The 21,841-nt window shown below is 69.4% G+C and carries 25 protein-coding genes and 1 tRNA gene; 20 read left to right on the forward strand and 6 right to left on the reverse strand.

Features of this window, described 5'->3' with window-relative positions; genetic code table 11:
- Positions 1 to 294 precede the first annotated feature (294 nt).
- On the reverse strand, positions 295 to 486 hold the full coding sequence (locus ACIQGQ_RS04345; RefSeq protein WP_402390495.1) for a hypothetical protein: 192 nt from the start codon (positions 484 to 486) through the stop codon (positions 295 to 297).
- A 147-nt stretch (positions 487 to 633) separates the two neighbouring features.
- Here ACIQGQ_RS04345 and ACIQGQ_RS04350 point away from each other — a divergent pair, with 147 nt between their 5' ends.
- Positions 634 to 1,797 carry a hypothetical protein gene (locus ACIQGQ_RS04350; RefSeq protein ID WP_402390498.1) on the forward strand — a complete coding sequence of 388 codons (1,164 nt, stop codon included), beginning with the start codon at positions 634 to 636 and terminating at the stop codon, positions 1,795 to 1,797.
- An 807-nt stretch (positions 1,798 to 2,604) separates the two neighbouring features.
- Positions 2,605 to 4,281, forward strand: a complete 1,677-nt coding sequence (locus ACIQGQ_RS04355) for an HNH endonuclease (protein WP_402390500.1) — start codon at positions 2,605 to 2,607, stop codon at positions 4,279 to 4,281.
- A gap of 151 nt (positions 4,282 to 4,432) precedes the next feature.
- Here the strand turns inward: ACIQGQ_RS04355 and ACIQGQ_RS04360 are convergent, their stop codons facing one another.
- Together ACIQGQ_RS04360 and ACIQGQ_RS04365 are read right to left on the reverse strand one after the other, a co-directional pair.
- A complete protein-coding gene (locus ACIQGQ_RS04360) occupies positions 4,433 to 5,086 on the reverse strand; it encodes a YdcF family protein (RefSeq protein WP_402390502.1) in 654 nt (217 codons plus the stop codon).
- Positions 5,083 to 5,871: a GntR family transcriptional regulator gene (locus tag ACIQGQ_RS04365; protein ID WP_402390504.1), complete on the reverse strand. Its 789-nt coding sequence runs from the start codon at positions 5,869 to 5,871 to the stop codon at positions 5,083 to 5,085. Before ACIQGQ_RS04365 ends, ACIQGQ_RS04360 begins: the two co-directional genes overlap by 4 nt.
- Before the next feature lie 514 nt (positions 5,872 to 6,385).
- Here ACIQGQ_RS04365 and ACIQGQ_RS04370 point away from each other — a divergent pair.
- From ACIQGQ_RS04370 to ACIQGQ_RS04440, 15 genes are all read left to right on the forward strand, one after another.
- A complete protein-coding gene (locus ACIQGQ_RS04370; RefSeq protein WP_402390507.1) occupies positions 6,386 to 6,835 on the forward strand; it encodes a protein kilB in 450 nt (149 codons plus the stop codon).
- A 113-nt stretch (positions 6,836 to 6,948) separates the two neighbouring features.
- On the forward strand, positions 6,949 to 7,164 hold the full coding sequence (locus tag ACIQGQ_RS04375) for a hypothetical protein (protein WP_402390510.1): 216 nt from the start codon (positions 6,949 to 6,951) through the stop codon (positions 7,162 to 7,164).
- 190 nt (positions 7,165 to 7,354) lie between these two features.
- Positions 7,355 to 7,618: a DUF6284 family protein gene (locus tag ACIQGQ_RS04380; protein WP_402390513.1), complete on the forward strand. Its 264-nt coding sequence runs from the start codon at positions 7,355 to 7,357 to the stop codon at positions 7,616 to 7,618.
- A gap of 32 nt (positions 7,619 to 7,650) precedes the next feature.
- Complete coding sequence (locus tag ACIQGQ_RS04385) at positions 7,651 to 8,487, forward strand: protein spdB (protein ID WP_402391943.1); 837 nt, start codon at positions 7,651 to 7,653, stop codon at positions 8,485 to 8,487.
- 34 nt (positions 8,488 to 8,521) lie between these two features.
- Positions 8,522 to 8,707 (forward strand): hypothetical protein, encoded by a 186-nt coding sequence (locus ACIQGQ_RS04390; protein WP_402390516.1) that lies wholly within the window; start codon positions 8,522 to 8,524, stop codon positions 8,705 to 8,707.
- On the forward strand, positions 8,704 to 9,084 hold the full coding sequence (locus ACIQGQ_RS04395) for a DUF6251 family protein (protein WP_402390519.1): 381 nt from the start codon (positions 8,704 to 8,706) through the stop codon (positions 9,082 to 9,084). Before ACIQGQ_RS04390 ends, ACIQGQ_RS04395 begins: the two co-directional genes overlap by 4 nt.
- A 17-nt stretch (positions 9,085 to 9,101) precedes the next feature.
- Positions 9,102 to 9,290, forward strand: coding sequence for a hypothetical protein (locus ACIQGQ_RS04400; protein WP_402390521.1), 189 nt, complete (start codon positions 9,102 to 9,104; stop codon positions 9,288 to 9,290).
- An 84-nt stretch (positions 9,291 to 9,374) separates the two neighbouring features.
- Complete coding sequence (locus tag ACIQGQ_RS04405) at positions 9,375 to 9,695, forward strand: hypothetical protein (protein WP_402390524.1); 321 nt, start codon at positions 9,375 to 9,377, stop codon at positions 9,693 to 9,695.
- Between the two features lie 29 nt (positions 9,696 to 9,724).
- Positions 9,725 to 10,156 (forward strand): NUDIX domain-containing protein, encoded by a 432-nt coding sequence (locus ACIQGQ_RS04410; protein WP_402390526.1) that lies wholly within the window; start codon positions 9,725 to 9,727, stop codon positions 10,154 to 10,156.
- Positions 10,157 to 10,204: 48 nt separating this feature from the next.
- Positions 10,205 to 12,361, forward strand: a complete 2,157-nt coding sequence (locus tag ACIQGQ_RS04415; RefSeq protein WP_402390528.1) for an FtsK/SpoIIIE domain-containing protein — start codon at positions 10,205 to 10,207, stop codon at positions 12,359 to 12,361.
- Positions 12,362 to 12,574: 213 nt separating this feature from the next.
- Positions 12,575 to 12,745: a hypothetical protein gene (locus ACIQGQ_RS04420; protein ID WP_402390531.1), complete on the forward strand. Its 171-nt coding sequence runs from the start codon at positions 12,575 to 12,577 to the stop codon at positions 12,743 to 12,745.
- 88 nt (positions 12,746 to 12,833) lie between these two features.
- Positions 12,834 to 13,688, forward strand: coding sequence for a bifunctional DNA primase/polymerase (locus tag ACIQGQ_RS04425; RefSeq protein ID WP_402390533.1), 855 nt, complete (start codon positions 12,834 to 12,836; stop codon positions 13,686 to 13,688).
- Positions 13,689 to 13,691: 3 nt separating this feature from the next.
- Positions 13,692 to 15,167, forward strand: a complete 1,476-nt coding sequence (locus ACIQGQ_RS04430) for an ATP-binding protein (protein ID WP_402390536.1) — start codon at positions 13,692 to 13,694, stop codon at positions 15,165 to 15,167.
- A gap of 460 nt (positions 15,168 to 15,627) precedes the next feature.
- Positions 15,628 to 15,825, forward strand: coding sequence for a helix-turn-helix domain-containing protein (locus ACIQGQ_RS04435; RefSeq protein ID WP_402390539.1), 198 nt, complete (start codon positions 15,628 to 15,630; stop codon positions 15,823 to 15,825).
- Positions 15,825 to 16,970 (forward strand): tyrosine-type recombinase/integrase, encoded by a 1,146-nt coding sequence (locus tag ACIQGQ_RS04440; RefSeq protein ID WP_402390542.1) that lies wholly within the window; start codon positions 15,825 to 15,827, stop codon positions 16,968 to 16,970. Before ACIQGQ_RS04435 ends, ACIQGQ_RS04440 begins: the two co-directional genes overlap by 1 nt.
- A 63-nt stretch (positions 16,971 to 17,033) precedes the next feature.
- On the opposite strand, the gene ACIQGQ_RS04445 is transcribed toward ACIQGQ_RS04440, so the two are convergent.
- Positions 17,034 to 17,108: transfer RNA gene (locus ACIQGQ_RS04445), tRNA-Val, on the reverse strand.
- Positions 17,109 to 17,311: 203 nt separating this feature from the next.
- On the opposite strand from ACIQGQ_RS04445, the gene ACIQGQ_RS04450 reads away from it, so the two are divergent.
- The 3 genes from ACIQGQ_RS04450 (at position 17,312) to ACIQGQ_RS04460 (ending at position 20,112) form a co-directional block, all read left to right on the forward strand.
- Positions 17,312 to 18,103, forward strand: a complete 792-nt coding sequence (locus ACIQGQ_RS04450; RefSeq protein ID WP_402390544.1) for a DUF4097 family beta strand repeat-containing protein — start codon at positions 17,312 to 17,314, stop codon at positions 18,101 to 18,103.
- Positions 18,104 to 18,174: 71 nt separating this feature from the next.
- On the forward strand, positions 18,175 to 19,545 hold the full coding sequence (locus ACIQGQ_RS04455) for a hypothetical protein (RefSeq protein ID WP_402390546.1): 1,371 nt from the start codon (positions 18,175 to 18,177) through the stop codon (positions 19,543 to 19,545).
- A 342-nt stretch (positions 19,546 to 19,887) separates the two neighbouring features.
- Positions 19,888 to 20,112 carry a zinc ribbon domain-containing protein gene (locus tag ACIQGQ_RS04460; protein WP_402390549.1) on the forward strand — a complete coding sequence of 75 codons (225 nt, stop codon included), beginning with the start codon at positions 19,888 to 19,890 and terminating at the stop codon, positions 20,110 to 20,112.
- Positions 20,113 to 20,151: 39 nt separating this feature from the next.
- Here ACIQGQ_RS04460 and ACIQGQ_RS04465 read toward each other — a convergent pair whose 3' ends face one another.
- Together ACIQGQ_RS04465 and ACIQGQ_RS04470 are read right to left on the reverse strand one after the other, a co-directional pair.
- A complete protein-coding gene (locus ACIQGQ_RS04465) occupies positions 20,152 to 20,811 on the reverse strand; it encodes an O-methyltransferase (protein ID WP_352279451.1) in 660 nt (219 codons plus the stop codon).
- Between the two features lie 137 nt (positions 20,812 to 20,948).
- Positions 20,949 to 21,824 (reverse strand): HAD family hydrolase, encoded by an 876-nt coding sequence (locus tag ACIQGQ_RS04470; protein ID WP_402391946.1) that lies wholly within the window; start codon positions 21,822 to 21,824, stop codon positions 20,949 to 20,951.
- Positions 21,825 to 21,841: the final 17 nt, after the last annotated feature.

Below are 21,841 nucleotides of genomic sequence, written 5' to 3' on the forward strand. Positions count from 1 at the left end.
CCCCGCGGTCCTGTCAGGGGTGGAACCTAGCGTCATCGATCGGGTGAGAGATTGGGGGACGCATGTCCAAATGGCTCCTGACCTGCAATCCGACCAAGTTCGACCTGGACAGGTTTCGCAGACTGCCGTCCCGAGAAGAACACCACCTGCCCCTGTCGGCGGAATCTGGCGCCTACCTGACTCGATGGTGAAGGCGTCGACCTGCCCGCTATCAGCTCTGGGGTTCAAGGGGTCCACCGACCCTGTCGGCGGACCCCGGTCAAAAGATCGAGCCTAGTCACTTCTGCGGGAAGGTCACAGGAGTCGAGGGGCCAGAAGGTGGCAGTCCAGGATCTTCCGGGCTTCCTTCCGGCGAGAGTGGCGGGGGTGGAGCAGGGCGACGCTGACGATGACGACGTACACGGTGATCCAGACGTACAGGGCCGTGAACAGTGCCCAGGGCAGGGGGCCGGTCGTCGGAAGGAGGTCGGTAAAGGTGATCAGCATGGGTCCTCCAGGTTCGTTGCCGGGCCATGTGGTCCGGCGGTTCCCTAAGAGCACCAGATGCGGTGCACGCGCTTTCGGCGAAGGTGGGAGGTCTCTATTCCTCTCATAACCAGGTCCCCTTGTGTCCTGAGTGTGTAGGTTCGCGCCATGTCTTCTATGAGTGGCCGGGTATCCGCTGATCAACAGCTCATCGACCATGCGCGACAGCACGGCTATACGGTGTCTGTGAAGCAGCTCGCGTCGTGGCGGCGGGCGCGTTTGTTGCCAGGGCACATGGTGCGGGCGCTGGGCCGCGGGCGCGGGAGTGCATCGATCCCGGCTGATGAGGCATTCGGCTTGGTCGTGGCGCTCGCCCGGTTGGCCCGGCGTGGTGCTCGGCCGTTTCATCTGGCGCTGACCTTATTCGGCGAAGGACATCCGGTGCCGGAGATTGCCGTGCGGCGAGCCTTCGAGGAGGCCGTTCGACGCCTAAACATCGGTCTCGGTGAGGAGGGGCTGAGAGCCCGGGAGGACGAGGAAGAGTGGGCGGAGCGTGTCGCTGACGAGGTGGTCGCGTCGGGGCAGCGAGTCCGGCTCGTCCCTACGAGGGCCCGCCGGATCGATGAGGGAATCACCCGGTGCATGCGCAACCGGGGTGTGGTGTGGCCCCCGCCGGAGTTAGCTGAGCTGGACCGGAACCCAGAACCTCCGAATCTGTCTGACGGGGAGGTTACGGCTGCAGCAGTGACTACGGTGTTGCGCGGAGGGGCCGCCATCACACCGCAGGGAATCGGTGATGTGCTGCGGGCCATGCAGCCTGCAGGGTGGTACAACCCATGGGCGTCGATGGCTGAGTACACGCTCGAAGACGTCCCGGACCTTGCTCAGGAGGTGTTTCTCCCTGACGGCGGCATGAGTACCCTTCCAGACCGCCCCGTTCTCGACACCCTGCTGGGTGTGGTGGAGAGAGCGGCCCTGGACGATCTGCAGGACGCCTGGGAGACGGCCGGAGCGGCCCGGGAGTGGGCCGTAGATTTGTGTACGCGAGTTGAGGCGGAGATTGAGGCCAACGTGCTTGATGACGCTGCTTACACGTGGCTGATGAGTAGAACCCTTGCGCCGGGCATGCTTCTGATGGTCGATGTGAATAATCGCCACTGGTCCCCCGCGACCCAAGCGTCCACGGCTGTGAGTCTTTTGATGTGCCGGCAGGCGCTCCGCGATCTGGCCGAGAAGGTGCCTGATTGCCAGTGGGGGCTGCTCGAGTTCCCCTTCGTGATGCCGCCCCCACTGCTGCCGTTTTTCCAGGCCAGTCTGGCCCGATCCGGATGAGGGGGGGCATCCTCCGCGTTGCAACGAGCCGCGGCCACCTCCTGGCAACGAGCGAAGCGCGTGAGCCCGCCTACTGACCTACGGTCCCGCCGGCGAGCACGGCAACAGAGCCGCCGCACGGTGAAGCCGCCGGATCTCAGCCCAGTCCTCCACACCGATCACCTCTTCCACCTGACTCCCATGGAGCCAGACTGATCACTTGATCACGGAAGGGGGCACTTTTCATCGACCGATAGGGGGGCACGGTTCAAAGCACGCCGACACCCTGGGCCGCGACTGCTCGGCTCTGCCTGGGTCGAAGGTGGTCGGGATGGGAGCCCACGACGCTCGCCACGCTCCGGCCGGCACTCGCGAACGGCGCCCCGTCCATCCCGGAGTCTGAGCGCCCCCGCCGGAGGCATGTCCTTCACCCGCAGATTGGTTCTCTCCTCAAGGCCGTAGTGGTTGCTGCGGCCACTGGGTCAGGCCCTGGCGTCACAGGCGCTGAGGGCCAGACCCAAGGGGCCAGCCCGCGCCTTGCGCGGGCACCTTGATGAAGTAGGGAAAGTTCTACCGCACTGGGATCACAACGGTTCTCAAGTTGTCCGATCTTGGTCCGGGGGCGTCCACGGACATCCGTCGCAAGCCTTACGTACCTAGTCAGGCGCCTTGCAGGACTGTCCTGGACGGAAGCGAACCACCCCGGAATCAGCACCAACTGAGACCGGGGTGTCCGCTGCGGATACAGCTGCGAGCAGGCCTGACGCATAACGCCCTCGTCGGGAAAGACCCCAGTTCGTTGTCAGTGCTCTGATCTACCGTGTCGCCATGGCACCTTCCGAGATCACCCGCACGGGGATCCTGCGAGCAATTGCTGAGCACGACCGACTTGGGACGGAGGCCTTCCGTGCTGAGTACGGCTTCCGCGCAGCTGCAACGTACCTACTCGTTCACGAGGGGCGGCAGTACGACTCGAAGGCCATAGCCGGTGTTGCCCACTTGTACGACTTTGGCGTAGCGCTCAAGCCCTCATCCCCCGGGCTCAGTGGTGGTCTCAAGCACGCGGTGGCTTGGTTGAGGCGGGAGGGTTTCACCGTCGTGGAGCCGCCCAAGACCTTTCACCGACGTGTGGGAGACGTGCGGCCAGCACGGCGCGCGGCCGGCACACCATTGCACCGGCCCGTGCTTCTCCTGTGGGCCATCGGCCAGGCTGTGACCGGCGCCCCACGCATGCGATCGTGGTCGGCTACGCGCGATGCCGTGGCCCCGCTTTTGGAGAAGTACGCTCAGGTCGATGACGGCATGGACAGCGCGCGATACCCGTTTTGGGCACTCGTGCGCGATGGCTTGTGGATGTTGGACCGTGCGGAGGATCTCGTCCTCACCAGCCGCGGCCGGCGCCCCGCTCCGGAGTCCTTGAACCAGGTCGACCCCGCCGGCGGTCTCCGTGAGGACGATTACGCTCTGCTGCAATCGCACCCTGAAGCCGCAGCGTCAGCCGCAGCCGGTCTCATCCTGCGCTACTTTTTCCCGCTGCCTCCCGACCTGCTGAAGGACTTCGGGTTGCACGACCTGCTCGCCGGCAGATGGGCGGACGCTCTACGCCCCCAGCTCGGTGAGAGCTTCAAGGACCGGGACGCCATCTGGCGTGCGTATGGCGGTCAGAAGATGGCAGGCATCGGCTGTACCGCCGACGGCGTCCTGAGTGCCTTCTCGGACGAGAAGGGGCCGTACGCTGACGGCCGCATGCCGGATACGGACTGGATCGCCTACGTCGGAGACGGGCTCTCGGGCGACCAGAAGATCAAAGACGGCAACGAGCTCATGGCCGAGTACCAGTCTGCCAGCCGTCCTCTGCGCTACTGGCATAAGCCCTTTCAGAAGCAGTTCAGCTTCGAAACGTGGGCCGTCATCGTGCAGCGCCGGTTGCGATGGGGCGTCGGAGAGGACAAGCAGTGGCGCCGGGAGTTTCTATGGGTACTGGCCCCTGTCCCCTCACCAGAGCGTGAGACGTGGCCCGCGGATGTTCTGGAAGCGCTCGATGCTGACACGGGCGCCCTGCACGACGACACAAACGCCTACCTCCCGAGCGACCTAGACCCAGAAGTGCGCGACACCTCGGAGAGCGACGAGGACGCCTACCGGCGACTGACGCAGAACGCGGAAGCCAATGCCGAGCAGCGGGGGCAACTGAAGAAGCCTTCACTGGCTGACCGCTTCGTCCGTGACCCCAGCGCAAGGGCGGCAGTCATCCGACGCAGCAAGGGCAACTGCGAGAGCCCCGAGTGCGCCGGCCACCCCAAGGAACGCACTACGGCGGGCAAGCCAATCTTGCAGGTCGACCACGTACAGGACCTGGCCAAGGGCGGACCTGACGTCCCCTCGAACATGATCGCCCTGTGTCCCAACTGCCACGCCCTCAAGACCTACGGCGTCAACAAGGACAAGCTTCGCCGGCTCCTCGCTGCCACCGCCCGACGCCTGCACACAGAAGCGCTTCGCTAGCGTCCAACCGTTCCCCTCCCTCGGGCACCGGGGGAGGGGAACGACACTCAAGACCGCTCCACCTGGCGCGGCTCTGCCCCACCTGACCTGCGACTACGCCTTAATGCGCTTGCTCGCGGAAGCGCCTGGCCCACGCATGGCCTTAGCGCCCTCACGGCACCGGGACGAGGCGACTTGTGAACCCAGCAGCACACAATCGCTCGTAGGCCTTGGCGACAGAGTCCGGGACCTCTTGCCGAATCATGAAACCCTGCTCCGGGTAGATGAGCAGACGCTGCTGAGCCCCAACGAGCATGTCGAGCACAAGCCGTGGGTCGTTGATCGAGTCGACGTATTCCGTGAGGGTCATCGGCGCCGAAGCGCTTACGAACTCAACCCCCGGCCACAGCTTGCGCGCAGTCGCATAGGCCCTCCGTTCCTCGTACGGCTTGCTGACGAGTAGCACGGACGAGACGGTGACGTGCCGTTCTGCGAGCAGTGCGCGCGAGAAGTTGATGTTCTCTCCCGTGTTCCGCGCGTTCGGCTCGACAAGGACGGCTGAGTCGGGAACGCCCAGCTCCAGCGCCCGTTCCCGATAGTGCTCGGCTTCCCCGCGGGGCATCCGGTCGCGCGTCGTGCGGCTGGTAGCACCCGTGAAAACCATCAGCGGGAACATGCCACGCCGGTACAGATCAACCGTCACGTCTGCCACACCCAGGTCATGACTGCCGAGCCCGATGGCCACCGAGCAGGAGTGCGGCTCGTGGCGCATCTGCTGAAAGGTCCAAAGCTGTTGGGCATCCGACCATGCCTGCGTAGAGATCACTGGGCTGCTCCTTGCGCCGAGTCGGGGACCTTGAAGTCGTATGCCCAGGCGAAGCGGCTCGCCGCGTGAATACCGACCGCGAACTCCACGACGGTCCCGTCAGCTGTACAGGTGGTGCGGTGAAGCTCCACGACCCACTCGCCGGGCGTCAACTGGAGTAGCGCAGCCTCCTCCGATGTCGCGGGGCGAGCGAACAGCTCCTCCCGCATGTGATCGATCTCGTATCCCGCGTCATAGAGCACGCGGTAGCCACCACCCTTGCCTGCTGGCCCCGGCGTCGGGTCGACAAGCCGTGTTCCCTCGACGTGCTCGGGACGGTAGTAGCTGGTCAAGGTGTGTGTCGGCTGGTCACCCTCCTTCACGAGGCGGGCACGTGCGTACACCTCGGAGCCGTCCGGCAAACCGTGCGCCGCCGCTACAAGCGGCGTGGCTGGCACACGGCTGACGTTCTGTGTCTGCTCGCCACGTTTGTGCGATCGGCCCGAAGCTACGCGGTCAGCGATGAATGCGACCTCATCACCGTCACGCCACTTGGCCTTGTCGTACCGAGCGATACCGAGCCTCTTGAGCGGGGCTTGCTGCCGCACGACAGTGCCATGACCTCGGGAAGAAGTCACCAAGCCTTCGGCTTCCAGGGCCTTGTAGGCCGCATGGACCGTGGACTTTGAACCTTCACCAGCCTCGACCAGGTCTCGGATGTGCGGAAGCTGCTGACCAGGGGTGTATTCGCCCCCCTTGATCTGCTCAGCCAGCTTGTCTGCCAGTTCTCGCCACTTGGGTGCCACGCCAACTCCTCTCGACAGGTCCAGTCAAACACAGTCCCAGGACTGTTGACAGTCCTGGGACTGTGCGTCATTGTCATCTCAGACGCCCGCAGTCCTAGGACAGCGAGCGGACGAGGCCCTTCTTTGGGCTGCTTCGAGTTGCACGACCGCAGAGCGCCCGGCGGGTCTCGTGAGGACGAGAGCCCCTCTCACCAGGGGTTACCGCGCTTGCCGGGGAGCGACTGGCTTTTGTTGACAACTGAATGGGGATCACGCCGCCTCTCCTCGGCCAAGTAGGCGGCCACGCGGGTTCCCGCGTGATGTACAGCGCAACTCACAAACCTCGCAGCGCTCCGGCGCTGCGGCCGGTTGCCTCCTCCGCCCGTCCAGTCCTCATCGCGGCTGTACGGGCGGGGTTGAGGGGAGCCGGTTCGACGACTCCATTGATTGCGATTGCTGTGGAACGCAAGGCGGGTCCGGTGTTGCAGCGCCGGGCCCGCACCCGTTCATCCCCCGTCGTTCATGAGGAGACACCATGTGGACCAGCCTGATCGCGGTGGCCGGCACCTTGCTCGGCTCCGTCACCGCGTACCTGCTCCAGCAGCGCACCGCCCGCACGGACCGGGCCGAGTCCAGGGCTCACGAGGTGCGGCGGGACCGGATCGCCGCTGTCACCGCGCTGACCGTGGCTCTGGCCGATCACCGCCGCACGATGTGGGCGCGTGAGGATCTGCGGCTGTCCGCTGCTCCCGAGGCCGAGTACCGGGAAGCGCGGGCGGCCAGCCACTCCACCCGGTCCGCTCTCACCGCCCCGCTGACCACGCTGGTGATCCTGGCTCCGGCTCTCACTAATGCCGCGCACGAGGCCGCTGCCGCGTCGTACGCGCTGCGGAACGCTGCCGACTCCCAGGCGCTGAACGCGCTTCGCCTGTCCGCGATCGAGGCGGCCGATCGTCTCGTCCGTGCGGCCGCGACGGCTGCCTGACCCTCACCACTCAGCCCCGGGCCCGCCCCTGCGGGAGCCGTGAGGGCGCCGGATCGAATCCGGCCCGGAGCACTCCGGCCACCACCGGCCGGCCTCTTACCCAAGGAGCAGAAATGGCCCGCAAGAACACGATCATCGTCAACGGCGACCACACCGGCGACATCGGCGGAACGGTCATCTCGGGCAACACCGGCCCGGTCGCGATGAACGGCGACATCCACGACGGCGACACCGGCACGAACAGCAAGGACACCGGCCGCACCTTCTCTGGCAAGGGCATGACCGTGGTCGAGGGCGACAACCACGGCACCATTTCCCGCCGTTTCTGACCAGCACAGCCAGCCCCGGCAACCTGCCGCGAAGGGCGCCGGATCGAATCCGGCCCGGGGCACTGGCCGCATCTCTCGCGGCCCGCCGCACCACTGGTGTGCGGTTCCCACCACAACGGCGCGCGGCTCCCGGGGTGCCACCCGGGAGCCGCTGTTCAGGCCGTTTCCACAGCTAGGGAGAAAACGACCCATGAAGTCCATCGCTGCACTTCAGGCCCTTGTTACGGCGGCCTCGCTCGACGGCGGGCCGTCGGCGGCCGAGCTGGACGCGATCGAGGCGGAGATGCCGCTCATCCGGGCGGAGGTCGAGTTGCTGGACGCGCAGATCATGACCATCGACCGCCCGGCCGCCGAGCTGGACGAGCGGCGTATCCGCCGCGCCCGTAACCGGGTCATGGCCGCCCGCCGGGACCTGACCAACCGCACCGCGGCGCAGGCGGGCGGTGCGGCGTGAGGACAGGGAAGACCGTTCTGCCGGCCGTCGCGATGACGGCGGTGTCCATGGCGCTGACTCTGGCCGTGGTCATGATGTGGCTGGGCCCGGTGATGCCGTGGCTGGTCGCGCTGGTCGTCGGTCTCGGGATCGACGGCGGGTGGCTGGCCACCCTCGCCTACGAACGCCGACTCGCCGCGCAGGGCGACCACTCCACGCCGGTAACCGTGGTCGGGTGGTCCTTTGGCCTGGTCGCCACCGGGGTCCTGGTCGCGCACGCGCTGACCGTCGAAGAGTCCACCGGTGCTTGGCTGGCCGTGGCGTGGCTGCCGATCGCGGCCAAGGCTTTGTGGCTGGTCCATTCCATGTGGGAGCGGACCGCGCTCACTGTCGGGGCCCTGACTCAGATCCGGGGCATTCAGCAGGAGGCCCGTGATGACGCGGCTGTGGCGCGTGCCCGGCTGCGGGCGCAGGCGGGTACCGAGGAGACGCGGCTGACGGCCGTGACGCAGGCCGGGGCACGCGTCGCACGCGTCCAGGCCCGGACCGCGAAAGCCCTCTCCGGGGCGTGGTCGACGCTGGAGCAGGCACGGGGTGGAGAGGGCACGAACCGGGCCTTGACCAGCGTGACTGTGGGCGTCACGCCCGACGACACCCTGGGCGTCGCGTCCCGGTGGGAGCTGCCCGTGTGGGGCCCCACGGAACCGGTGGCCCCTGCTCTGGAGTCCGGGCCCGCGCTCACCGATGAAGCCCTGGACGTGCTGGTCGACGAGATCCGTCACAGCGAATCCCCCGCCCTGTCCTACCGCGACATGGCCGCCCGCTTCCGCGCGGCCGGCCACTCCGCGTCCGAGACCCGGCTCCGGGCCGCGTGGAAACGCGTCGCCTGAAATCAACCGCACCACCTGGACCGAGGAGAGACCCGTGTCCCGCGACAGCGAGTTCATCGCCTACATGCGCGCGTTCGAGGCGTCCACGAAGCACGTCGGAGCCTGCGTCGCCTGCCAGAACGACCAGCCCTGCACCACCGGGGCCCCGATCCATGCCGTGTTCATCGCCCGTCAGGACGCCTGGACCAAGCGCGTCCGGGCCGGAAGGAAGCAGCCGTGACCCATCTCCCTGAGCCTGTCCGGGCGGTCACTGTCGTCCAGCTCCCGGACGGTACCTACACCTACGCCGACGCGGCCCACCTGCCCGCCCCGCAGGCGCCGCCGCAGCAGATCGTCCAGCACATCCACCACGCCCCGCCCGACCGCACGGTCCAGCGCATCGCGCTCGGCTCCGGTGTCGGCGCCGGAGCCGTCGCGGCGGGCGTGTACTTCGGCCCGCTCCTCGTCGGCGCCCTGACCGCCATCGCCGCCAACCTCGCGATCCTCGCGTTCCTTGCGGCGGTGCTCGCCTGGGGTGTCGTGACCGTCGTGAAGTCGGTCGGCGGTGCGGACGGCCAGGCCGCCGCCAAGTCCCTCTCCAAGGCCCGCCGCCGCTGACCCGAAAGGAGCCCGCCATGTTCAAGGCAGGCGACAGGGTGCGGATCGTCCGCTGTGAGGACGACCCGCGTGCGGTCGGCAGGACCGGCCACATCGTCGACGACGTACCGCCCGGCCCGCTGACCGGGGGCCGGTGGACCGTGAACCGGATCGGCCCCCTGATCGGCCCGGTCCTGTGCCACGCCTTCGAGTTGCGGCCCGCCTGACGGCTGCCCGTCCCTCCCGGCCGCCACTGGTGGCCGGGGCGGGCGGGGAGCCGGGACAGTCCCGGCCGCCCCAGGGAGGACACCGTGGAGAGCTACACCCCCGCCGAGAAGCGTGAGCGCAACCGTCTCTTCCGTAAGGGCTTCCGGCAGGCCATGGCCGACTGTGTTGACCCGCGCTTGGAAGCCCGGATCGAAAAGATCGACCAGCGGGCCGCCGAGCGCGGCGCCCAGGAGCTGCAAGCCCTGCACCAGGTGCAGGCCGACGCCCGCCAGACCCTCGCCAACGCCAAGGCCGCCGAGCGCACCGCCCGCCGCGAAGACCGCACCGCCGCCCGCCAGGCCCGCAAGCAGGCCGAGGACGCCGTGCGCCGTGCCGAACGCGCCGTGGCCCGCGCCGAACGCTGAACCCACCCACCACCGAATCGAGAGAAGCCATGACCGAGACCGAGACGTTCGAGACCATCCGCTTCACCGCCGACATCGTGATCCTCACCCCCGATCGGCGCGTGCTGCTGATCGAGCGGGGCTGGGATCCCTACGAGGGTTACTGGGCCCTGCCTGGCGGGCACGTGGACCCGGGCGAGAGCTCCCTCGACGCGGCCGTCCGGGAACTCGGCGAGGAGACCGGCGTGCGCGTGACGCCTGAGGCCCTGCGCCAGATCGGCACCTGGGATGCCCCCGGGCGTGACCCTCGCGGCCGGTACGTCACGGTCGCCTACCTCGCGACCGTCCCCACCGGCACCGCCACCGCCGCCGGGGACGACGCCCGCCGCGCCGCCTGGTGGCCGCTGGACGACCTCCCCGAGCGGCTCGCCTTCGACCACGCCGACATCCTCCGCACGGCCGTGGCCCGCGCGGAGCGCTGAAGAAACCACCACACCCCACCCCGCTCCTTTCCAGGCAGGAGCACAGTCATGACCGAACTCGCTGTTGAGGGGGCCGACATGGGCACCCTGCACCATCTCGACGACCACCGCCCCGGCACCCCGCCGGTGTCCCTGGTCAAGGACCCCTCCGACACCGAGACCGCCCCGGCCGCTGCCGGTGAGGAGGCGGTGGACCGGGCGGACAACCCGTTGGCCGACTGGCTGACCGTCCCGGATGCCCCGGTCCTGCCCGCGTGGGCCCGGTCCGCGACGTCCATCAAGGCCAACGCCACCGCCCTGGTCCGGCTGTCCTGGTGGCACGCCCGCTACCACGGCATCCGGACCCCGAAGTACCTCGTGAAGACCGTGCTGCTGGCCGCCCGCGGCTTCTTCCGCGCCACGGTCGGGCTGTGGCCGACGCTGTCCGCGCAGGACCACAGCGCCACCGTCAAGGCCCTGCGCGCCCAGAGCAAGGCCAGGCCGGAGGATGTGGAACTGGCGACGCGGTTGCAGATGGCCCACGCAGAGCGGACCCGCACCCGCCGTTGGCGCTTCGGTGCCGCCGCCGTCGGTGTGGCCGCCGCCGCAATCGGTATCGCCCTGGCCGATCCGATGCTTCAGACCGGGATCGCCGGGGCCGTCGTGACCCCGCTCGCCTACCTGGGACGGGGCAAGGACACCCAGTTCCTGGACCAGGGCGCCCCGCCGCTGCGGGTCGACATGTCCGCGCAGCAGCTCAACGACGCGCTCCGCGCCGCCGGCCTCCTGAAAAGCGGCAAGGGCGACGAGGAAGGCCCGCGCGTTTCTTGCTCGATGGGTCCGGTCCGTGACGGCCGTGGCTGGGCCGTGATCTTCGACCTGCCCCGTGGTGGCGGCAAGACCGCCTCCGACGTCCTGGCCAAACGTGAGGTCATCGCGCAAGAGCTGGGGGTGGACGAGATCCAGGTCATCATGTCCCGCGTCCGCGCCGCCAAGGGCGGCAACGCCGGTCGGGTGTCCATGTGGGTCGCGGACGACGACCCCTACCTCGGCACGCCGAACCCGTCGCCGCTGGAAAAGGCGGAAAGGTTCTCGATCTGGGAGCCGGTCCCCTTCGGCCAGGACGCCCGGGGCGTCCGCGTCGAGATCCCGGTCATGTGGCAGTCGATGTTCTTCGGCGGGCTCCCGCGCCGGGGCAAGACGTTCTCCCAGCGCCTGCTCACGGCCGCCGGTCTCCTGGACGCGTTCGTGCGGCACTACGTCGCGGACGGGAAGGGCGGCGCGGACTGGATGCCCATGAAGGCCGTTGCCCACCGGCTGGTCATGGGTGCCGAGGACGACGCGATCGAAGCGTTGAAGGCCATGCTCGCCGAACTCCTCACGGAGATGGAACGCCGGTTCGCCCTGCTCAGGGACCTGCCCACCTCCGTCTGCCCCGAGGGCAAGCTCACCCCGGACATCGTGGCCAAGTACAACCTGCCGGTCATCTTCGTCACCATCGACGAACTGCAGGAGTACTTCACCGCGATGGAGAAGGAGGACCGCGAGCAGGTCATCAACGACCTGTGCCGCATCGCCCGACGCGGACCGGCCGCCGGATTCATCAGCAACTTCGCCTCCCAGCGGCCCGACGCGGAGTCGGTTCCGGCGAAGCTGCGGGAGATCATCACCATCCGCTACTCGACACAGGTCGTCGACCGCACGTCCTCCGACATGGTGCTGGGCAAGGGCAAGGCCGCCCAGGGCGCCGACGCCTCGGTCCTGTCCGAGGACCACAAGGGCGTCGGCGTCCTGGTCACCGGACCCGCGTCGTATGTGACGGTGCGGGCGGACTACCTCGACGGCCCGACGTTCGCCGGACTGTGCCGCAAGGGCCGTGTCCTGCGCGAGCAGGCCGGGCAGCTCACCGGGGAAGCCGCGGGCGACGTCACCGCCGCCGCCGACGCGGCCGGCGTCACGGTTCCCGCGATCGTGTCCGACGCGCTTGAGGTCATGCGGCACTCGCCGCGGATGTTCACCACGGATCTGCTGAACGGTCTCGTGAACCTGGACGAGGACGTGTACGGCGACTTCAACGCCGAACAGCTCGCCGCCGAGCTGGAGGCCGCCGGGGTCAAGCGGACCAGCAAGCAGGTCAAGATCAGCGGCTCCAATGGCGCCGGATACCAGCGCCGCGACATCGAGGCCGCCGTGCCCGCCGAGATCCTCCTCAGCACCGGCAGGTAAAGGGGTCCCCCTCTACCCAGCCCACCGATCAACCCCCTTCACCGCCCCTCCGGCGGCCTCCGGCAGGGGCCCCGGAGTAGAGGGGGCCCTTTACCCCGGTAGAGGGGGAGGTAAGGGCCCCTGACCTGCAAGGTAAGGCCGGTAAAGGGGGGTGTCCACCACCCGCCCGAACCCCTCCCCAGCCCCGTTCTCCCACCCGAGAGGAACACCCGCGTGACCAACACCCACACCGACCACGACGCCTACGACGCGACCGAGGAACCCGAGTACCTCGACTGCGAACTGTGCGACCCCGCCGACGACACCGAGCCCTACCCGTACCCGCACTGCTGCGGATGCGGCGCGGACGGCAGCAGCGAGTTCCCCGACTGCACCTGCGAGTAGTTGCGCCGACGGCGGCCCCCGTCTCACGCCAATGATCCGGGGCCGCCGTCGTCCAGCCGCTCTCTCACGAGAACTGGAGACACCCAGCATGACTCAACCTGTCCCGGTCCGGCGAGACCACCTGAGGTCCGCCCTCGAACTGGCGGCGGCCGGTGTGCCCATGCTGCCGCTGCGCGCGGGCAAGCGCCCGGTCGGCAACTGCCCCGACTGCGCCGACAACGCGTGCGGCGGACGCCCGAACATGAAGACCCCCGGGCCCTGCTCCTGCCCGCGCCCGTGCCACGGCTGGGCCGCCGCCACCACCGACCCCGCCGTCCTTCGGTCCCCCGCGTGGGCTGGGGCGTGGCGGCAGGCACATGCGGTCGCCTACCACCCCGGCGGGGCCGGGGTCACCGTCGTCGACCTCGACAACGCCGACGCCATCACCTGGGCCCGCGAAACGCTGCCGCCCACCCGGACCGTGCCCACCACCCGCGGGGAGCACTGGATCTACCTCGGGGCGATGCAGTCCGCGAACAAGGTTCGCCCCAGCGTCGACGTCAAGTCGACAATGTCCTACGCCCGGTGGCTCGGCCCCGGCACCGGGACCATGACCCGTCTTCCGGGCGTCGTGCGCGCGCTGGTCGTGAAGAAGCCACCAGCCGTCCGGCCCGTGACCGTCGCGGTGCCTGGTCCGGGCGGGGGCGGGGAGTGCCGTCATCGCATGCCCGCCTATCTGGAGCGCGGTATCGCCATGGCTGAGCAGCGCATCACCGAGGCCCGCAGCGGCGTGCACGCGACCGTGTACCGGACGTTCCTCGCCGTGCTGTCCGCGCATGGCCGGTGCGGCTGCCTGACCGACACCCACATCGGACGGCTGTTCACCGCCGCTCAGGCCAAGGGCGAGAGCCCCCGGCACTGCACCGACGCGTGGACCAACGCCCGTACCGCACTGGGGATGTGAGTCATGTCCGAGGATGAGAAGACCCCGGCCCGTGAGGTCATCACCGAGTACGCGCAGAGCCATTTCAGGTACTTCCGTACCACCGAGGGAACCGTCTACGCCCAGCGGATCGGCCACCCCGTGGCCCGCCCGATCCGCTCCCAGGGCACGACCGGCAGCCACCGGCAGGAACTCATGGTCGACCTCTTCAACGACGGGGTCGGCGTCTTCAACGGCACGTCACTCAAGGAGGCGTTGGACTTGATCGAAGCACTCGCGCTAAGCCAGGACGTGCAGCCCACCCACATCCGCGTCGCCCCCGGGTTCGACGGGGCGACGTGGCTGGACCTGGGCCGCGACGACGGACAGTCCGTCCGCATCCACCCCAACGGCTGGGACATTCGCATCCCCGACCCGCGAGAGGTTTGCTGGCGGCGCACCCAGCTCACCGGGGAACTTCCCATGCCCGCCCGCGACACCGACAGCAAGGGCATCGACCTCCTGTTGCGGCTGACGAACTTCGCCACCGCCGAGACCGAGTCTCTGGCCCTCGCCTGGCTCGTCGGCTGCCTCGGCCCGTCCGTGCCCGTCCCCGCCCCCTTCCTCACCGGCCCCCAGGGCGCCGGCAAGTCCACGGCGGGCCGGATGCTGGTACGGATCATCGAGGGCATGACCGGCGACCTGCGCCGCGCCCCGCGTGATGAGGAGAACCTGATCACGGCCGTCGCGGCCGGGTGGGTCACCGCCCTGGACAACCTCTCTCATCTGGCCCCGGACCTGTCCGACCTGATGTGCTGCATCGTCACCGGGGCCGAGAGCATCAAGCGCGCGCTGTTCAGCGACGGAGACGTCGTGCGCTCCCGCTACCGCCGCCCACTGCTGCTGACCGGCATCGACGTCGGTGTCATCCGCCCCGACCTCGCCGAACGCCTGCTGCCCCTGCGTCTGGAGCGCCCCACGGTGCGGCGGACCGAAGCCGAACTCTGGACCGAGTTCGAGGAGGCCCTGCCCGTCATCCTCGGGTCGTTGCTCGACCTCACAGTCAAGGTCCGCGCGGCCGAGGCCGAGACTCCAACCGATCTGCGGATGGCGGACTTCGCGCACCTGTGCGCGCAGCTCGACGCCGCGATGGGATTCCAGACGCTCAACGCCTACCGAACCAGCCTGGACGACCTCAACGACGACGTCATCGAAGGCGACCTGCTTGCACAGACCGTCCTCAAGCACGCCGCCACCCTCGACCCGGGGGCAGAGCAGCGCATGACGTCCTCGGAGTGGCTGCACAGCCTCACCGGCCTCTACAGCGGCGACGACTGCCGCCCCCTGCCCAAAGGGTGGCCCACCACCGGCAAAGTCCTCTCGGACCGTCTCAAGCGCCTTCAGCCCACCCTCGCCGCGCGAGGAGTCCTCATCGACTGGGGACGCACCAGAGAGGGGCGCTACGTCGAAATGACCCGCCGTCCGGTCCCGTCGCCGCACGAGCAACCCCCGCTGCTCTGACCGGCCCGGCCCGACAAGCAAGAGGAGCACGCCCCCCGGCCACGCGGCAGGACGTGCTCCTCTTGCTGTTCGGCAGCTTGCCGCCCAAAGGACGCGCCGCTCCGCGGCTCCGCATTCACGCCTTCAGACGCACCGCACCACAACAGAAACCACCCTCTCTTTTTTCTTAAGAAAGGAAGCGCTGCGTCACAGCGTCACCGGACGGCCAGAACCACCCCCTGACCTGCCGCAACAGGCGTGACGCAGAGCGCTTTCGGCTGCGTCATCCTGCGTCACCTGCGTCACAGCCCGCGTCACAGTGACGGACGCCTGCGTCACAGATGACGCACTCCGACACCCCTGCGTCACCACAAAACCCCAGCTCAGGGGCCATGCGTGACGCTGGTGACGCCGTGACGCAGAGATCCGCACCTTGGACAGACACGCGCCCGCTCCCGATGTTCCGCCCTTGGAGGCCGCAGTGAGTTCTGCCCTGCCCACCACTCACCGAGCACTCACCGTCCCGGAAGTTATGGAAGCGCTCGCCCTCAGCCGCTTCAAGGTCTACGACCTCATCCGCTCACGTCAGCTCAAGAGCATCAAGATCGGCCGATGCCGCAGGGTGCCCGCTGACGCTCTCCGAACCTTTATCGACCACCAGTTGGAGGACGCTGCCTGATGGCACGCAAGAGGAATCCGAACGGTGCCGGCAGCATCTGGCAGCGCAAAGACGGGCGATACGAAGCCCGGGTTTACGTTCCCCAGCCCGACGGCACGCGCAAGCGCAAAACCGTCTACGGGGCCACCTGGGATGAGTGCGACGCCAAGCGACAGGAGTTGGTCCTGCGGGACCGCCAAGGCGTCCCCACTCCCACCCGCTCGGCCAAGCTCTCCGAGTGGTTGCCGTACTGGCTGGACGAGTTCGTCAGAAACGACCGCAAGAAGACGACGTACGCCAAGTACGAGACACACGTCCGCCGCTACCTGATCCCGCACATCGGCTCCAAGCGTCTGGAGACCCTGGGCGCAGCCGACGTGCGCCGCATGCTCACAGCAGTAACAGCGCAGGCGTCGGCAGCCACGGCCAAGGAGTCGCACCGCGTCCTACGCAGCGCGCTCACGGCCGCATGCCGAGAGGAGCTGATTAGCCGGAACGTGGCCAAGCTCGTTCCGGCCCCTCGGGTGCAGTCCCGGGAGCTCAAGCCGTGGGATCTGGGCCAGACGACAACCTTCCTGGAGGCTGCGAGGAAGGACCCGCTGTACGCGGCGTTCGTGCTGGCTGTGGCCCTCGGCCTGCGCCGAGGAGAGATCCTGGGACTGCGCTGGTCCGACATCGATCTGGAGCGTCGCACGCTCACCGTGCGCAACCAGATCCAGCGGGTCCAGAAGGAGCTCTACGCGGACTCCACGAAGAACCGGCGTACCCGTGCCATCCCCGTCCCGCTCATGTGCGTGGCACCCCTGCGTTGGCAACGTCTGCGACAAGCCGCGCAGCGCCTCGCCGCAGGGCAGGCGTGGGAGGACAGCGACTACGTGTTTACGACTCGCACCGGTCGCACGATCGAGCCGAGAAACCTCAGCCGTTCGTTCGAGCGCATCACAGAAGACGCAGGGCTCCCCCGCATCCGGCTGCACGACGCCCGGCACGGATGCGCCACACTCCTGTTCGCCGCAGGTGTACCGGCGCGCGTCGTGATGGAGATTCTGGGTCACTCACAGATCGCCGTCACGATGAACATCTACACCCACGTCTCCGACGACAATCGAAGGGAGGCGATGGGTCACATGGACCGCCTATTGCGGCGTCGCCGCCCGTCCAACTGAGCGACTGCCGTCAAGAACTACCGTCAACGCCCCCGCAGCGGCTCGCTGCGGGGGCGTTTTGGCTGGTGGGCGCGGACGGTTTCGAACCGCCGACATCTGCTTTGTAAGAGCAGCGCTCTACCCCTGAGCTACGCACCCGTGGATGAAGCAACAGCGTACATGGCCCACGGCCCCCGGTCACAAACGGTATCCGGCCTCGTGGGAGGGGGTCGGGGTGTACGGGGGATATCCCCACCTTCGTACGGTGGTCCGCCCCGTTCTGGTGGGGCGGAGGGTGATCGTACGGTGAGGTGCGCGCCGTGCGAGGCGGTCGTCGCTCGACTCCGGGGGAAAAGATCATCGTGACAGTCCGTACCCGTACCCATGCCCGTACCCGTGTTCTCGTCGCGTCCGGTGGCGTCGCGGTCATGGTGCTCGCGTTGACCGGTTGTGGGAGTACGGATGTGAGCGGGGCGCCCGCCGAGCACAAGTCGTTCGCGTTGAGCGGGAAGACGCTGACCATCGACACCCGGTCGTCGTCGCTGGAGCTCGTACCGGCCGATGTGCGCGAGGTCGAGGTCACGCGGCGGGTCGACGGCTGGGGGGTGCTCGGGAGCGGGCCCGATCCGGAGTGGGGGATGCGGGACGACACCTTGTCGCTCCGGGTGAAGTGCGAGGCGCTGATCAGCAACTGTTCGGCGCAGTACCGGGTGAAGGTGCCGCGCGGGGTGGCGGTGGTCGTCGACGGGGACAACGGGGAGATCACCGCCGCCGGCTTCCGGACGCCGCTCACGCTCCGCGCCGACAACGGCAGGGTCTCCGTCCGGGACTCCGCCGGGCCGCTCGACCTGTCCAGCGACAACGGCGAGATCCTCACCGAGGGGGTGTCGGCCCGGTCCGTGTCGGCGCGGAGCGACAACGGCAGGATCCGGCTGCGCTTCACCAGCGCTCCGGACCGGGTGGAGGCCGTGAGCGACAACGGCTCGATCACCATCGACCTGCCGCCCGGTTCCACGAAGTACGCGGTGGACGCCGCCGCCCGCAATGGAAACGCCTCGGTGGACGTACCGCAGGTCGCGGTGGGCGCGGGCAGCGGCCATGTGGTGAAGGTTCGCAGCGACAACGGCCAAGTCAGGGTCCGAAACGCGAACTAACCGGCACGTGTGTTCGTCTTTACCGGGTGGGAGAATGTACCGGGCAGGGGCGAGCAGCACGGGAGAGGGATGTGAGGGCGACAGACGCACGGCCGCGGAGGAGAGCGGGCGGGGGCTCCGCAGTCGGCGATGTCCTCGCGCTGGTGCTGTTGCCGGTGCCACTGCTGGTCGCCGCGTTGCCCGCGGCCTTCGCCGGTGGCGGTACGAGGCGCTGGTTCGGCGGGCGCGGAGAGAGTCAGCGCGCCGAGGCGCAGGCCGCGAAGGACGCGGCCGCCGAGGCCTTCTACGAGCTGGACACCGCCCAGCGCGACCTGAGGATCTCGATCGAGACGATCACCGCGGTGGACGGTTCCCCCGCCGCGCGCAGGGCCGTGGACGACTTCGCCGCCCTGGGCCGGCGGATCGACGAGGCCAGCAACACGTACATCACCGCGGTCGACGCCCACGATCTGGACCGGGACGACCTGGAGTCCTCGGTTGCCGCCCGCGCGCGGGCCGAGCTGACCGGGGCCAAGGACGAGCTGGTCCGGGTCAAGGCCGAGCTGGACCGGTTCACGCAGGGGCTCGGGCCGCTGCTGGGCAGTGCGGAGACGCAGCTCGCCCGGCTCGCGCCCGCCGTGGAGCGGGCCCGGCAGGCGTTGCTCGGCGCCAGTAACGCGCTCGACGCGGCGCGCGCGTCCGGGCTCCGGGCGGACGACCTCGCCGCCCGGCTGGCGGCCCTCGCCCCCGAGCTGACCAGGCTCAACGAGGGCGCCGGACGGCACGGCGTCCCGGAGACCCTCCAGCGGGCCGACCGGGTGCTGCGCGATGCCGAGGCGGTACGGGCAGAGGCGGAGAAGCTGCCCGCGCGGGCCGCCGAGATCGACCACCGCCTGGTGTCGCTGCGTACCCGTGCCGAGGCTCTGACGACCCGGGCGGGCTCGGTGGATCCGGTGCTGAGCGAGTTGCGGCGGCGTTTCTCGGCCGTGTGCTGGCAGGACCTCCAGCGCGTTCCGGAGCAGGCGGCGGTCAATGTGCGGCAGGCCGAGGACAAGTTGAAGGAAGCCGCCGAGGCTCGGGACGAACAGCGGTGGGCGGACGCGACGTCCCGGCTGAGCACGGTCCGCGCCCTGCTGAACGCCACGGACGAGGCGGTGTCGGCGGCCGGTGACCGGCTGCGGCAGCTGGACGCGGTGGCCAAGGACCCGCAGCAGGAGATCGAGCGGACCCGGTTCGCGGTCCGGGACGCCCAGCGGCTGGCGATGGAGGGCCGCAGTACGCCCGACCCGCGCCACGCCCGCCCGCTGGACGAGGCGGTGGCCCGGCTGGACCGCGCCGTCGCCACGCTCGACGGGCGGCATCCCGACTACTGGCACTTCCTGACCGAGACGGAAGCGGTGCGGCAGACGGCCGCGCGGGTGGTCTCCGGGATCCGCGAGGAGCGCGGGGCGGGGCGGGGCTGAGCGCGTCCGGCCACCTCCGGGCCGCGTCGTCGCACGGAATCGCGGAGCGGGACCACCACCGACCACCGGACGGGGCCATGGAGCGGCCCCCCAGCGTCGCGGAGCGGTCGCCCCACGGCGTCGCGGAGTGGTCGGTTCACGGCGTCGCGAGTGGTTGCCCTGCGGCCTTGCCGTGCGGGATCTCCGTCCCGCACGGTCCGGAAGCCTCCGTCGGCCCCTCTCCACCGCCGGGCGAACTGCCACCGGCGGACCGGCACCGGCACCGGTCGTCCGCCGTACCAGCCTCTGAACCGCCGATGCCGGCCATCCCCCACGGCGCCGGGCCACGGCTAACCTGAGGGCATGCCTCGATACGAATTCCGCTGCCGCTCCTGCGGGGACACGTTCGAACTGAGCCGTCCGATGGCCCAGTCCTCCGACCCGGCCTCCTGCCCCGCCGGGCACACCGACACCGTGAAGCTGCTCTCCACCGTCGCCGTCGGCGGCTCGTCGTCGGGCAGGCCGGCGCCCGCCGCCCCGTCGGGCGGGGGCGGCGGAGGCTGCTGCGGGGGCGGTTGCTGCGGCTGAACGGCCGCCACAGCACTACCGACCGGCCCCGGACGCGCGCTACCGCTTGCGGGAGAGGGTCAGGCCGTCGGACACGGTAAGCATCACGCTGTCCATCCGCGGGTCGGCGGCCACGTGGTCGTTGAATTCCTTGATCGCCGCCGCCCCGCCGGTCGCCTCCGGGTCGGTGACCCGGCCGTGGAAGAGCACGTTGTCCGAGACGATCAGGCCGCCCGGCCGCATCCGGGGAACCAGCTCCTCCCAGTACGGGATGTAGTTGCCCTTGTCCGCGTCCAGGTAGGCGAGGTCGATGTGCGGCTCGGCCGGCATCGCCCGCAGGGTGTCGAGCGCGGGGGCGATACGGAGGTCGATCCGGTCCGCGACGCCCGCCTTCTCCCACGCCTCCCGGCCGTACGCGGTCCACTCCTCCGAGACGTCGCAGGCGATCAGCCGGCCGTCGGCGGGCAGCGCCCGCGCCATCGACAGCGCGGAGAAGCCGGTGAACGTCCCGACCTCCACGACGTGCCGGGCGCCGGTCAGTCGGACGAGGAAGCCGAGCAGCGGCCCCTGCTCCTCGGCCGACTGCATCCCGGCGTGCTCGGGGAACCGGGCGTACGTGGTCTCCACCAGCGCGCGCTGGACCTCGTCGAGGGGCGGGTTGTGCGCCAGCATGTACGCGTACAGCTCGTCCGTGATCTTCGTTTCGTTGCCCTTGGTCATGACGGTGCTCCCGGTGCGTCGAGCGGCCGGGCGTGGTCACGTCCGGCGTCGGGACGATCTTTCCACCGCGGGGTGTCCGGACGACGGAGTCAGGACGATCTTTCCACCGCCGGGTGTCCGGACGACGGGGTCAGGGGTCAGGACGGTCGTCCCGCGCGTGCCGCCCGGAGGAAGGAGCGGAGGATCTCCTCGCCCGCCGCGACGCCCCGCGCCGCCGTCACCTCGGTGTGCGGGGCGCTCCAGTCCGCCTCGGCCAGCTCGCCGTGGTCCGGGCGCCAGGCTCGGTCGGCGGCGAGCAGCAGGTCGGCGTCGAGGAGGCTGTCGCCGGCGGCGAGGGTGAGCGTGGCGCCGGTGCGCCGGGCGATCTCCTTCATGGCCGCGCTCTTGGTGAGCGGGCCGGGTACGGCGTAGATCTTGCGGCCCTGGAGGGAGACCGTCCAGCCCCGCGTGGACGCCCAGGCGCCCAGCTCATCGGCCCAGCCCCCGGGCAGCAGCGGGCGCTCCACGACGAGGTAGGCGAAGAGGTCCTCGGCGACCCGTTCCTTGCGCAGCCAGGCCGGATCCGCCGAGGCCAGCAGATGGGCGCGGACCTCCGCGAGGGGGGCGCACTCCTCGGCGATCCTCCGGGTCACCCGCCGCTGCCAGTCGGCGTCGGACTCGCCGTCGACGAGGATGTGCCCCCCGTTGGCGCAGATCGCGAAGCGCGGGGCGGGGCCGGGCAGCCGGACGCGCCGGTACTGCTCGCGGGTCCGGGTGGTCGTGGGGACGAAGACGGTGGTGCGGGACAGCTCGTCGAGGAGCGTCGCGGCCGTCTCCGTCAGGTAGGAGAGCGGCTTGTGGTCGTACGTCTCCACGCAGAGCAGCCGGGGGGTCTCGGCGTCCGGCCCGGTGAGCCGGAGGGCCGCGGCGGAGTAGATCAGGGTGCGGTCGAGATCGCTGGCGACGAGGGTCACGGGAGCGTCGGAACCGGGCGATGCCTCGGAACCGGCCGATGCCTCGACGCCGGTGGGCACCTCGGGACCGGCCGCCG

Origin of the sequence: Streptomyces sp. NPDC092952, assembly GCF_044754785.1 — a bacterium.
Lineage (GTDB): Bacteria > Actinomycetota > Actinomycetes > Streptomycetales > Streptomycetaceae > Streptomyces.

What these genes read in the sequence shown, in the direction of transcription:
- ACIQGQ_RS04355 (WP_402390500.1), top strand. Translation starts at nt 2,605, where the DNA reads ATGGCACCTTCCGAGATCACCCGCACGGGGATCCTGCGAGCAATTGCT.
- ACIQGQ_RS04440 (WP_402390542.1), top strand. Translation starts at nt 15,825, where the DNA reads ATGGCACGCAAGAGGAATCCGAACGGTGCCGGCAGCATCTGGCAGCGC.
- ACIQGQ_RS04370 (WP_402390507.1), top strand. Translation starts at nt 6,386, where the DNA reads ATGTGGACCAGCCTGATCGCGGTGGCCGGCACCTTGCTCGGCTCCGTC.
- ACIQGQ_RS04425 (WP_402390533.1), top strand. Translation starts at nt 12,834, where the DNA reads ATGACTCAACCTGTCCCGGTCCGGCGAGACCACCTGAGGTCCGCCCTC.
- ACIQGQ_RS04430 (WP_402390536.1), top strand. Translation starts at nt 13,692, where the DNA reads ATGTCCGAGGATGAGAAGACCCCGGCCCGTGAGGTCATCACCGAGTAC.
- ACIQGQ_RS04410 (WP_402390526.1), top strand. Translation starts at nt 9,725, where the DNA reads ATGACCGAGACCGAGACGTTCGAGACCATCCGCTTCACCGCCGACATC.
- ACIQGQ_RS04415 (WP_402390528.1), top strand. Translation starts at nt 10,205, where the DNA reads ATGACCGAACTCGCTGTTGAGGGGGCCGACATGGGCACCCTGCACCAT.
- ACIQGQ_RS04350 (WP_402390498.1), top strand. Translation starts at nt 634, where the DNA reads ATGTCTTCTATGAGTGGCCGGGTATCCGCTGATCAACAGCTCATCGAC.
- ACIQGQ_RS04380 (WP_402390513.1), top strand. Translation starts at nt 7,355, where the DNA reads ATGAAGTCCATCGCTGCACTTCAGGCCCTTGTTACGGCGGCCTCGCTC.
- ACIQGQ_RS04400 (WP_402390521.1), top strand. Translation starts at nt 9,102, where the DNA reads ATGTTCAAGGCAGGCGACAGGGTGCGGATCGTCCGCTGTGAGGACGAC.
- ACIQGQ_RS04375 (WP_402390510.1), top strand. Translation starts at nt 6,949, where the DNA reads ATGGCCCGCAAGAACACGATCATCGTCAACGGCGACCACACCGGCGAC.
- ACIQGQ_RS04465 (WP_352279451.1), bottom strand. Translation starts at nt 20,811, where the DNA reads ATGACCAAGGGCAACGAAACGAAGATCACGGACGAGCTGTACGCGTAC.
- ACIQGQ_RS04385 (WP_402391943.1), top strand. Translation starts at nt 7,651, where the DNA reads ATGACGGCGGTGTCCATGGCGCTGACTCTGGCCGTGGTCATGATGTGG.
- ACIQGQ_RS04345 (WP_402390495.1), bottom strand. Translation starts at nt 486, where the DNA reads ATGCTGATCACCTTTACCGACCTCCTTCCGACGACCGGCCCCCTGCCC.
- ACIQGQ_RS04460 (WP_402390549.1), top strand. Translation starts at nt 19,888, where the DNA reads ATGCCTCGATACGAATTCCGCTGCCGCTCCTGCGGGGACACGTTCGAA.